Here is an 11,582-nt window from a genome sequence, read left to right as displayed (position 1 = left end):
GGCCAGTGACACTTAGCGCAATTTAAAGTTATTAACCATCCGATCCAACTCTTCGTTAGAGTGGGTGAGTGACTTGGTGGCGGCAGAGGTTTGATTCCCGCTATCCACGAGTTTGCTCACCATATCGCGGATCGACAACATGTTCTTACTGAGCTCTTCAGCAACTGAACTTTGCTGCTCGGTAGCCGTTGCAATCTGTGTACTCACATCGTCAATTTCAGTGACCGACGCGCTCATAATCGTCAAGCTATTTGAGACTTCCGAGGTTTTATCAGCTGTGGTTTGACATTGCTCTTTGGTTTTTTCCATCGCTTCAACCACGCTGGACGTGCCATCGAGTAATGCAGTGAGCATGTCAGAGATTTCGGTTGTGCTGCTTTGTGTACGCGCCGCTAACGCGCGGACTTCATCGGCGACAACCGCAAAACCACGGCCCTGTTCACCAGCGCGTGCTGCCTCAATCGCCGCGTTTAACGCAAGGAGGTTGGTCTGTTCTGAAATATCGCCAATGACAGTTAAGACGTCACTAATCCGGTTTGCATCTGTATTCATGCTGGTAATACGGCCCGACATTTCTTCCACTTCATCAACCAGCGCACTGACCGTGACGACAGCGTTATCAACTACTTTTAGTGACTGATTGGCTTCTTTGCTGGCCGCTGCAGTAATGTTGTTAGATTGAGATACGTTCTCAGCAATACTCCGTGCGCTCTCGCTCATTTGAGTGATTGCGGTGACCACTTGCTCGGTTTCTGCTGAGTGAGCATCTAATACAGCTTCATTTTCACTGGTCGTTTGTGATAACTGGCTGATATTGGCCGAAATCGCCTGGCTGGACTCTGCCACGCTAAACATCATATTTTGTAAGTTTTCGACGAACCGGTTGAAGCCATCACTGATCTGGGCTAGGTCATCATTACCGTTAACGTCGAGGCGTGTTGTTAGGTCGCCCTCGCCGCGAGAGAGATCAAGGACCGCTTCTTTAAGCTTAAGGAGGGGTCGATAAGAGACCTGAATAATGCCATAAATGGCGCCCAGGCTGACGATCAAGAGTAATATCCCTGTGCCTACCGATTCGATTTGAGCATCGGTGACTTCAGCCAGTGCTGTTTTTTGATCGACAAAGACCATCAAGGTCCAGTATCTCCCCTCGGTCAAATTTACCCGTTGAAAGTAGCCATCAAATTGGATGCCGCTATAGGGAAACGTGAGGTGACCTTTTTCATTGCTGCGGAACATACTCTCCATTTCAGAGAAGTTTGCACTGACTTGCGACGGTGTTTTACCAATATCATTCGGATCATCACTGGCAAAAAAGACCGCGTTTTGATCGGTGAGTGTGGCTGCGCCGCCCGCAAAGCGCATTTGGCTTACCTGAGTGATCACATTTTGTAGCGGAATGTCCCCCAGTAAGGCACCAATAAACCGTCCATTCTCAAACACGGGTGCGACGGCACTGATCACTTTCTCACCTGTTACTTTGTCCGTATAAATTTCAGACAAATGAATGTCTTGGCTGGATTTAACTGCACGGTACCAATCACGATCGCGAAAATCGTATTCATTGGTGGTAATCCCGTCGCTTGAGTGATTTGACATATACGAACGGCCACTCTCGTAAGTCATAATCACATTAGCGATACCTGCCGTATCGGCAAGCATCCGTACTTGGGCAACATTCTCTGATTCGGTCAAATTTCTGGCGAAGTGCCCGGCGCCTTTTTCAACCGCGTTGAGTTGGGATTGAACTAATTGCTCTAATTCAAGCACATGGTGATCGACCTTATTTTGCGTTTGTTTCACCAGGGCACTGACCATGTTGTCACGTAATGACATCGCATTCAGCGAACCGAGGACGACCAGAGAGAGGGTCACGAGCAAACCCACTCCCAAAATAATGCGAGATTTGAACCCTAAGGTCATAGCGATTACCCCTTACTGAGCGTGCAGTAAACTGTCTAAAAAGTAAGGGTGAATCCCTTGCAAGGTGGGAACCTATTGCCCGCTTTTTTATGCGGTTATGATAAGACCACCAAGGAGTCACCCAGCCAACACTTTCTTTTACAAGATTGTCATTTTCTTTTAAAAGACTGTCAGTACAAGTTGCTTCATAAACAAAGAAGATTTCTTGATAAGAATAACACTAGAGTGGGTTCTACGATTTTGCCAACTTAAAAAACAAAAAATGTATGACAATCTAGCGTCATTTTAGCCTTGAGTGAGTCATGAAAATAAGACAGAAGAAGATGGTTTAAAACGGTACGTGTGGTAGAGAGGGAGGACAAACGTTATCGTATTTGCAGGCTGAGTGCGGTTCGGCACCAACTCACCGTGTTTGGTGCCTGAGTGTGTAAAACGTTGATCACGGTAAGTGTGAGTGAAGGACGGTTTCAGCGCTCGGTCGTATCGGTCGCCGTTTCAGGGATAATAAAGGCCTCAGGTTGAGCGCGATACTTGTTAACAGATGATAAATAGACATCACGTTGCCAATCCACCAAAACATTGGCTTCTTGTTCGTAAAGGCTTTGTGGCGCTTGGTTATTCACCACTTTCCAGACGGCATACGCAGCTTGTTTATCAAGCTCTATTTTTTGTTTTTCGTCAGCTGGAAGGTTGGCTAAGTTGATATCCATTAGTGCGTTCTCATGGTAATCGGAATGAATCGATCCTAACCGAGCAGGGTGTGCTCGGCAAGATTTACCCGCGATTAACGAGGTACTGACATTATAATCTATGTGTCTGTTACGCTGGTCGCCATGTATTGTATACCGACTGGAAAACAGAATGACGTTTGACGAGCAAGACAGACAAGCTCTGCACCAAACTTGGATGTCTTACAAAGCCAAAGCACGGATCACACAAAGCGAAATGGCAAAAAAGTTGGAAGTGAGCCACCTAACGTTTTCTCGCAGTATCCATGGTGATGGTGTACTAGAGAGCCGGTTTGTATTCGCCTTTTGTCATGTCATGGGCGTTGAGCCAAACAAAATTTTGCCCAGCTTACGTGATCGTGAGCAAGTTAGCCAAGACGTATTAGTTACCAACAAAGTCGTTGTTGATGGTGATATTGAAGCGGTTTACTACGAGGGCCATACGGTGATTATCGAATACCGTAAGCCGCTGGCGCCATCAGATGATACGACGCTTGAACGGGTTTCTTGAGCGACGAGCAGGTTCTGGCCGTTGTGGATCAGGCCTTTGTGAGAGCTGAGCCATAATTGCCGCACGTTCGTCGTCAGTCATTTTGCCCCAGTTGATGATTTCATCGAGTGTGCGCTTACAGCCGACACAGACATCGTCTTCACGACGACAATGACCAATACACGGGGTTAACACAGACGCTCCTTAACCTATCACGGGAAGGTAACGGACAGCCCGGTTGGCTACCCGTTACCTTGTTATGGCTCTTTGTTTTGAGTATATCGCGTTGTTTAACGTGTCACCATGCCTCTGGCTTGCTGGGCACGCTCTTCATCACTGGCTTCGGCGGACGCTGGGGTGACTAACGCGGTTTGGCACGCTGGGCGTTCAGCCAGTTTATCGATCCAGGCTTTTAACGCGTCCAGTCCAGTGACATCAATACCACTCCATGCATGAATTCTTGCCCAAGGCCACGTGGCCATATCAGCGATCGTATAGCTATCACCGGCAAGGTAAGAGTGACGTTGCAACTGATGGTCAACAACCTCAAGCAGGCGGCGCCCCTCTTTTTGATAGCGTTCAATGGCTGCGGGGATGTTCTCTGGGAAATAACGATAGAAGACATTCGCTTGCCCCATCATGGGTCCAACGCCCCCCATTTGAAACATCAACCACTGTATCGCTTGTGAGCGCGCCTTAGGATCTTCAGGTAAAAACTGCCCTGTTTTTTCCGCGAGATAAAGCAAAATTGCCCCAGACTCAAAGACTGGAAAATCGCCATGACTTTTATCGACAATCGCAGGAATACGCCCATTGGGATTAATGGCGAGAAAGTCAGGTTGTTTTTGTTCGTTAGCCATTAAATCAATGGGATGGAGCTGATAGGCCAATCCCATTTCTTCCAGTGCAATTGCGACCTTTTGACCGTTCGGGGTCGCAGCAGAGTAAAATTCAATCATCGTTGCTCCTTGCTTTATCGGTAGGAGATTTATTCGCCACCAGGCTAATGAATTGGCTCTGATCGCGATGAGGTTGTTCGGTTCAGTATTGGGGCCAATGCGTTTTAGATCAATCAATGGATTGTTATCTGTGTGATTGACCATGTGAGTGACAGTGTCACGCCGTCTTGTTGCGGACGGTGAGCCGCGGTGAGTTGAGCTTGATGAAAATCGGCAATAAGACGCGCGATATAGAGGCCTAAACCGAGATGAGGTTTATCGGCGCCGTGATGAGCGGGCCGAACACTCACCATAGAGTGAAAGAGCTGTGTGCGCATATCACTCGGGAGCAGTGGCCCGGTATTAGTGACGGTCATGGTCACTTTGTCAGCATGCACGCTAAGCGCAAGCGTAATGGGCGCCGCACCGTCGTCAAACTCCACCGCGTTGGCGATCAATTTGTCGAGCAACTGCGCCAAATAATCGGGGACACCTTCAAGCGTGATGATCTGTTCAGGGAGCGTCAGCGCGAACGTCTTTTCTGGATACGCCAGTCGATACCCTTGAGTGCATCCATCTAGCAGTGCATTGAGGTTAACACGCTCTTTATCGGCGTTGTCAAAGCTTTGTTCTAGACGCGTCGCTTCGGTTAGCGTTGATAAAATGCCGGCAAGGCGTTGAACCCCATCTTGAGCGCGATTGATATAAGTAAGCTGGCTGGGATCGGTTTGGGTGTACGCCATATTTTCAAGCGAGGATCGTACGACGGCAATGGGCGTGCGTAACTCATGGGACAGGCGCGAGGCCATTTTTTCTAGATACTGATTATAGCCAGCAATGCGTCCGACCATATCGGCCATGGTGCGTGACAGGCGACCAATTTCATCTTGGCTGTCTGCGGTTGTGATGGCGCCTGTGACGCGTCCTTGGCTGTCAATGGCGTGATCCGCTTCATGTTGTAAGCGACGTAAACGCTTAGCAATGTGCGAGCCAAATAACAACAGCAATAAAACGCCCGTGCAGATCACCGCGAGCATCACCGAGAAAAGCGTTTCGAGAGCGTCATTACGTAAACTGCGAATGCCATTGGTGGTTTCTTCAACGATCACCGCGCCCGCGACGTCATTGTTGAGCCAAATGGGATAGGCGGCGGAGAGAATCATGGCTTGGCCATCATCCGAACTGCGCCACCCTGCATAAGGGCGCCCTTGTAGTGCCTGCTGTGCCTGTACACCTTTGTAAATAGAAGCTTGTTGCATCGCATCGATAAAATGATCAGGTGGTGTCACTAGCAAGCGATCGTACCAAGGGCGGAGCAGTGTATCGGTAAGCCAAGCAATCAATCCGTGGCGCGTTTGTGGCGCTGATGATGACTGCCAGACACCGTTTGAGGTTTGGATATCGCCATCTTTAGCAAGCACTCGGCTATGTGTATCTACGACCCAAACGCGCGACGCGTCATTATTCATGCGTTCAATAAGGGTTTGAATCGCGGCAGAGGGGGTCATAAAACTGCCAAGTGACGTCGGTGTGCGTGTGGAGGCTGTGCCAATAATGGCACGTAATGGGCGCTCGAAACTATCGTCCAGATCGTAGTAGGCCAGCCCGAGTTGTTGACCCACCCAATCTGATGGAAGTTTTATCTCAACCTGATAGCCAGTGTCTGTCGTACGCCATTTGGCGGCAATGGGTAAAGGTTGCGTCGGCCCCTCAGTTTCATGTTGATTGGACTTTACAGGCAACCCACTGGCTAAATGTGTCACATGGGCATCGCGTGAGCGCGGATCTTGGCTGAGGGCCACGCGGTAAAACGCGCCTTGAGGAGAGGTTAGGGCAACAATAAGATGATCCTGACTGGTGAGATCGCTCTGATCTTGCGAAGGGGTGGGGGTCGCATCGACAATATCGAGCGCTAAGTAGACGGCGTGATCATTGCTTGCTGTCAGTACCGACAGGGATAGCTGCTCGCTGTGATAGGGGCGTTGATTGAAAATTAACCCGTCACGCTGATAGTTGCGCTGATGCTGCTGATAGCGTTGCCACTCGTGTAGATCACCATCCAGAGTAATGGGGTGGGTAAGCCGAAAAGCATGCAAATCTTTACCTGGATCGAGGCGCGTTGGTGAGTGACGATGAGTGAAAAGTGCCGGTCGGTCGTTCATCCCCATTGCAAATGCGCGAGCTGTGCCCATCAGAGTTTGTTCTTGGCCCTGACGTAAGACGCTTTCCATCTCCCAGACATATTGATAACCCAGGTAAGGCAAGAGCAATAAAAAGCTAGAGAGCACGACAATTTTAGTCCGGATCCCGACCAAATAGGGCCATAAACCTTGAGTCAGCCGACGCCATCTTGCCATTATATTGGTGCCTCATCCCAGCGATACCCCATGCCATAGACCGTCCGAATACAGTCAAACTGGTTATCAATGGCCATAAACTTCTTCCGAATCCGCTTAATGTGCGAGGTAATGGTACTGTCATCCACAACAGCATGTGCCTCATCCATTAAAGCCTGTCGGCTCTTCACGTGTCCCGGGCGTTTAACCAGGGCATGGACCATCCAAAATTCAGTCACGGTAAGATCAATCAGCTGGTCATGCCAGTACACACGCATACGATCAAGATCGAGATAGAGTGGCCCAGATTGCAAGCGTTTATCTTCTGTCGACGGTGCTTGTGCTAAGAGATCGCTACGGCGAAACAAAGCGGCAATGCGCGCCATCAGGTGAGGCAGTGAGACGTCTTTGGTCAAGTAATCATCGGCTCCCATTCGCAGTCCCACCACGGTATCGATATCACTATCACGCGCGGTCAGAAAAATAATGGGCACGGTCGCTGATAGTGCGCGTAATGCTTGGCATAGCGCAAAGCCGCCATCAATTTCATTGCCTAAGCCAATATCAATAATGGCTAAATCAGGTAGCCGCTGCTCAAAAGCGGTTTGGGCGGATGGACGATCGGCGTAGGTATTAACCTGATAGCCTTGGCGACGAATCACATCGGCATAGTTATCGCGAATGGCGGCTTCATCTTCAACAATTGCTATCTGCTTCATGGTACGGGATAGGTCACGAGTGTTGCAGTGACTATACCCAAACTCAGCGCAGAGAAAACCCCTTTTGCCGGATTCCGCGCAATTGCCATATTTTTGCCATTATTGATCGTCACATTGCCATTTTTATAGCCGTAAATTGCCTGATCTACTTGTTTTAATGTCCTCATTGCCAGCAAGGCACAACAACCACTCTTTCGAGGACGAGAACACTATGGATATTAAAAAAGCACTCACACATTCTGTATTTGCGGTTTCTATGTTTGTTGTTGCAACACCACAAGGCATGGCCGCCACGCAAGTCGAGCGAGACAAAAAGCCAGAATTGATCGGTATGGGCAGCGGCGCTATTGCTGGTGCAGTGGTCGCAGGACCGGTCGGTGCGGTGGCTGGCGCCATCATAGGCACAGTGATGGGGCAAAATGCGAGTTTTGAAACCCTTGCGACTGAGCAGCAAGATACGATTGAAACCATGAATGCGAAAAATACGCAACTGAGCCTTGTCACGCAAAAATATAATGAGGCGCAGTTAGAGCTTGCCCGCCTGCGTGCAGAGCAACATTCTATTGAGGACATAGACTTGGCGATGAATATTCAGTTTCGAACCAGCTCGGCCGAGATTGAACCTCACTTTATGATTCAGCTGGATGAATTAGCGAATTTTATCCAACAAATGCCCGAGGCACAGTGGCAATTAGCCGGTTATGCAGACCCGCGCGGTCGTCAATCTTACAATCAAGATCTGTCTGAGCGCCGTGTACAGGCGGTAAGAGATTACTTGGTGTCAGTCGGGGTTAGCGCGAATCAGTTAGAGACGATTGCCTATGGCGACAGTCAGCCACTGGCCGATCAAGCCAACAATGAGGGCTTTTTCTTTGACCGTCGTGTCACCCTTTCACGTGTCAAAGGCGGGCAAATGGCACAGGCACAGTAATCGTCGCTTTATCGTTTTGGGGCTGGGCTACCATGCAACGGCCTAGCCCATAGCAAATGTTAGAGACTTATCTTCGGCAACCAAGGAAGACACCATGATTAGACCGGCAACCCTTCACGATATCGATGCTATTTGCGCCTTGTGTGTGCGCTGTCAGCCTGATCCCCTTTCGTTGAGTCAAATGAAGAAAACGCTCACCGACTTGATTCACGCAGAGGATGCTAATGTCTTAGTCGCAGAACTGTGTGGATTGGTGGCAGGCGTGGTGGCATTCAACGTGATCTTACAACTGGATAAATCTAACCATTTAGGGCGTATCAGCACCATTATGGTGGATGAGCATTTTCGGGACATGACCCTCGGCCGACAGTTGCTCAGTGCCGCGGAGACCTATTTATTGGCAAGAGGGTGTGATCAGATTGAAGTGGTCCCAAGTTATCACAAAGCCGATGCGCAAAGCTTTTACCTGCACTGCGGTTTTCAACTCACGCCAGAGCGACTGATTAAAGCGTTAGCGGCGTAGTCACGCGCCAAAGGCTTTATCTTTACCACTTTGCGGACTGGGGAGCTTGGTTGGCCATTCGCCAATCGCTTCCCAGATTAACAAGGCTTGTTTGGCCGCGAGGCCGCCCCCGTAGCCAATTAATTGCCCTTGGCGGCCAATGATACGGTGGCAAGGAATGATGATAGAAATCGGGTTTTTGCCATTCGCGCCGCCCACCGCTTGGTTGGCTTTTGGATTGCCGATGGCATTGGAAATGGTCTGATAGCTGGCAGTGTGCCCATACGGAATGGTTTGCAAAGCGGCCCACACGCGGCGTTGAAACGATGTACCATGCGGGGCAAGTGGCAGAGAAAATGCCTGCCGCTTTCCTGCAAAATATTGATCTAGTTGACGGCATGCTTCATCCAGTATGGGGTCACCGTCGGGCGCGATGCTTGCCGCTGAGGATGACGGTGCTCGGCGAGGCAAGTATAGCCCCGTGAGCCCATTGGTATCCGCTTCTAATGTCAGCATGCCTAATGGCGATGGATATCGGATAACTGGCATGACACATCCCTGTGGTCGATGATTACTTCTTATCTTGATTGCAATAGGCGCAGGCTGTTAAGAACGCATGCTCTTGAAACTGCTTTAAGCCCAATTCTTTTAGATTGACATCGATCGGGTGGCGTTTGAGTGTTTGCTTCATGATGTTATTAGGCAGCACTTCTGCTTCAACCCCATCGATAAGCTGCAAGACCGCTTCCATTTTAAAGCCCGCACTGCTTCCGGCGAATTTACCTTTAGTTTGACGCTCGCGGATCACAATCGTTTCTACTTGATAGTCTTCGACCAGCTTGCTCATGGTGCGGTGGAAATGTTGAATGCTTTCTTGTGATTCGGGTGATGGCACATTGATTTTCTTTGCTCGACAATCAGGTACCGAAAAAAGGTCATTCTCGCTATCTAGCAATACCAGGTTGGCTTCGTTGCCTTTTAGATCAACCGCGCATACTCTCATTGTTTTCTCTCTATCGTTTATTTAGCAAAGCCACAGTCTTTGGTGAAACACAGCCTTTGGCCAAAACAACCTTTGGCCAAAATGGTCACTGAAGCGGGGCAGTATACGCAAAAGCGCCTGCGACGTCACAGGATTAACGAAATGCGTCGACACAGATATCTAGTGTCCCTTCACTGGTAGCGCGTGCGATGCGCAGATCGTGGCGCCTACCCAAGTCGATATACTCCACCTCGCGAAAATGGTTACTGCGCACGGAGTAGAAGGTTTTCACAACTGGACGCGTGATGTCATCAAGGTTCTCTTGCCACACTAAACCAATACGCCCATCGACAAGTTCCACTAACGAACCAATCGGATAAAAGCCAATACACTGAATAAACGCACGCAACAAAGTGGGATCCAAATGAAACGGAGTCAGTCCCATCATGATTTTAAACGCTTCTGACGGTGACATGGCTCGCTTATAGCAACGATCGGCGGTGAGCGCATCATAGATATCGACAATGCCACTCATGCGGCCAATCGTATGTATTTCTTCACCTTGTAATCCGTTAGGGTAGCCATTGCCATCAAGCTTTTCATGATGCATCAAACTGACATCACGTGCCACTTGCGATAAGTCGGGAATACTGTCTAACACCGGTTGAGAAAAGACCTGATGGAGCTTCATGTGATCGAATTCTTCAGCGGTCAGTTTGCCAGGCTTATTCAAAACCTCATCGGCAACTAATACTTTACCAATATCGTGCACAATTCCACCCACAGCCAACTCTTGTAAAGTATGGTGATCGAATCCTAAATGCTTACCAAAATTAACCAGCAAAAACGCGACGTTAAGCGAGTGCTCCATCAAGTAGGCACTTTTATCTCGAATACCACTGATCCAGGCAACGGCGTGCTGTCGTTCAAAAATATTATCAACAATACTGAGCCCTAAATCCTCGATAGGCGTCATATCGATAGGCTTATTGGCGTAGATATCTTTTAATAACCGACAAAGCTGTTGTTTTGAGGCATCGATTAATTCTCGGGCTTTATCCATATCCGCGCCTGTCGCGGCATACTTCCCTCTGACCAAAGGGCCTTTGTAGTGGATCTCATCCAGGTTTAAAAGTTGGTCCGCATCAACCCAAATATGCTGCACCCCACTTTGACGCAGCTTTTCAATCGTTTCAGGTCGACGCACATAGCCAGGCTTTGCCATGCGTGTGCGGGAGTGTTCAGTTTCGATGTGTTCAACATACATGCCAAGGGTTAGCTGCTGTATACTAATTTTTTGCAACATCCTAGATTGCCCTTCCTGCATCATCATCCCGATATGAATATCGGAAACAGTATTGCTCAAAGGGCGTACCCACGCTATTTAAATGCGGAGAAAATTAAGTTTCTGTGCGGACAAGTCCAGTAGCTCTGTGATGCGCTATGTGTGATATACTCTCGCGCTTAATATCTATCTTTCTGAGCGTTTTATGCAGATTATTGCCAAACATACAGATGAGCGGGTGCTACCGCTAGAGAGTAAAACCGTTATCAAGCGTGATGCAGCGCGCGCGATTGTTTTGCAGGGTGATGAGATCTTACTGATGTATACCGCACGCTATGATGATTATTCGTTACCCGGTGGCGGAATTGACCAAGGGGAAACCCAAGAGCAAGGCATGATCCGCGAACTGCAAGAAGAGACGGGTGCCCGAGGTATCCGAGATATTGAACCGTTTGGCTGTTTTGAGGAATATCGTCCTTGGCATCGCGACGGCGCCGATGTGATGCACATGCTCTCTTACTGTTTTTATTGCCAGGTGGATCGTGAGCTTGGAACGCCGACATTTGAACATTATGAGCGACATAATGGGATGCGCCCGGTATGGGTACGTTTGGATCACGCGATTGCGCATAACAAAGCGGTGATGGCAAACAGCGACAAAGCGGGTCAATCGTTGGTACGAGAAACCATGCTCCTTGAGATGATTGCTCAGCAACGTGATAGCACCCAGCAAGCCACAGCGTAATCG

General features: G+C 49.0%; 13 protein-coding genes. 4 read left to right on the top strand and 9 right to left on the bottom strand.

The window, feature by feature from the left end; translation table 11 throughout:
- Positions 1 to 12: 12 nt before the first annotated feature.
- The gene (locus BZG76_RS10925) at positions 13 to 1,923 is read right to left on the bottom strand and encodes a methyl-accepting chemotaxis protein (RefSeq protein ID WP_077461370.1); all 1,911 of its coding nucleotides are present in this window, start codon (positions 1,921 to 1,923) and stop codon (positions 13 to 15) included.
- Positions 1,924 to 2,390: 467 nt separating this feature from the next.
- Positions 2,391 to 2,633: a DUF3283 family protein gene (locus BZG76_RS10920; protein WP_021022993.1), complete on the bottom strand. Its 243-nt coding sequence runs from the start codon at positions 2,631 to 2,633 to the stop codon at positions 2,391 to 2,393.
- A 151-nt stretch (positions 2,634 to 2,784) separates the two neighbouring features.
- Here BZG76_RS10920 and BZG76_RS10915 point away from each other — a divergent pair, with 151 nt between their 5' ends.
- Entirely contained in the window at positions 2,785 to 3,162 is a 378-nt protein-coding gene (locus BZG76_RS10915) for a hypothetical protein (protein ID WP_077461369.1), read from the top strand.
- Here BZG76_RS10915 and BZG76_RS10910 read toward each other — a convergent pair.
- The 4 genes from BZG76_RS10910 to pdsR all read right to left on the bottom strand — a co-directional run bounded on the left by BZG76_RS10910 (position 3,130) and on the right by pdsR (position 7,134).
- Positions 3,130 to 3,336: a DUF1289 domain-containing protein gene (locus tag BZG76_RS10910; RefSeq protein WP_021023966.1), complete on the bottom strand. Its 207-nt coding sequence runs from the start codon at positions 3,334 to 3,336 to the stop codon at positions 3,130 to 3,132. The genes BZG76_RS10915 and BZG76_RS10910 overlap by 33 nt on opposite strands.
- Positions 3,337 to 3,431: 95 nt before the next feature.
- Entirely contained in the window at positions 3,432 to 4,100 is a 669-nt protein-coding gene (locus BZG76_RS10905) for a glutathione S-transferase family protein (RefSeq protein ID WP_021022995.1), read from the bottom strand.
- A 113-nt stretch (positions 4,101 to 4,213) separates the two neighbouring features.
- Positions 4,214 to 6,436, bottom strand: coding sequence for a proteobacterial dedicated sortase system histidine kinase (pdsS, locus tag BZG76_RS10900; RefSeq protein ID WP_077461368.1), 2,223 nt, complete (start codon positions 6,434 to 6,436; stop codon positions 4,214 to 4,216).
- Positions 6,436 to 7,134: a proteobacterial dedicated sortase system response regulator gene (gene pdsR, locus BZG76_RS10895; protein WP_077461367.1), complete on the bottom strand. Its 699-nt coding sequence runs from the start codon at positions 7,132 to 7,134 to the stop codon at positions 6,436 to 6,438. The genes pdsS and pdsR overlap by 1 nt, the downstream gene beginning before the upstream one ends.
- A gap of 211 nt (positions 7,135 to 7,345) precedes the next feature.
- Here pdsR and pdsO point away from each other — a divergent pair, with 211 nt between their 5' ends.
- Entirely contained in the window at positions 7,346 to 8,065 is a 720-nt protein-coding gene (gene pdsO, locus BZG76_RS10890; RefSeq protein WP_158011339.1) for a sortase-associated OmpA-like protein PdsO, read from the top strand.
- A gap of 94 nt (positions 8,066 to 8,159) precedes the next feature.
- Positions 8,160 to 8,588, top strand: a complete 429-nt coding sequence (locus BZG76_RS10885; RefSeq protein WP_021022999.1) for a GNAT family N-acetyltransferase — start codon at positions 8,160 to 8,162, stop codon at positions 8,586 to 8,588.
- On the opposite strand, the gene BZG76_RS10880 is transcribed toward BZG76_RS10885, so the two are convergent.
- The 3 genes from BZG76_RS10880 to BZG76_RS10870 form a co-directional block, all read right to left on the bottom strand.
- Complete coding sequence (locus tag BZG76_RS10880; RefSeq protein ID WP_077461365.1) at positions 8,589 to 9,116, bottom strand: methylated-DNA--[protein]-cysteine S-methyltransferase; 528 nt, start codon at positions 9,114 to 9,116, stop codon at positions 8,589 to 8,591.
- A gap of 22 nt (positions 9,117 to 9,138) precedes the next feature.
- Positions 9,139 to 9,570, bottom strand: a complete 432-nt coding sequence (locus BZG76_RS10875) for a DUF3010 family protein (protein WP_077461364.1) — start codon at positions 9,568 to 9,570, stop codon at positions 9,139 to 9,141.
- 133 nt (positions 9,571 to 9,703) lie between these two features.
- Complete coding sequence (locus BZG76_RS10870) at positions 9,704 to 10,915, bottom strand: HD-GYP domain-containing protein (RefSeq protein ID WP_241824085.1); 1,212 nt, start codon at positions 10,913 to 10,915, stop codon at positions 9,704 to 9,706.
- A 124-nt stretch (positions 10,916 to 11,039) separates the two neighbouring features.
- On the opposite strand from BZG76_RS10870, the gene BZG76_RS10865 reads away from it, so the two are divergent.
- A complete protein-coding gene (locus BZG76_RS10865) occupies positions 11,040 to 11,579 on the top strand; it encodes an NUDIX hydrolase (RefSeq protein WP_077461362.1) in 540 nt (179 codons plus the stop codon).
- Positions 11,580 to 11,582: the final 3 nt, after the last annotated feature.

It is taken from the genome of Salinivibrio sp. AR647, assembly GCF_001995415.1.
GTDB lineage: Bacteria > Pseudomonadota > Gammaproteobacteria > Enterobacterales > Vibrionaceae > Salinivibrio > Salinivibrio costicola.
Note: the sequence above shows the minus strand (reverse complement) of the source record. Positions and strands in the feature narration are given on the sequence as shown.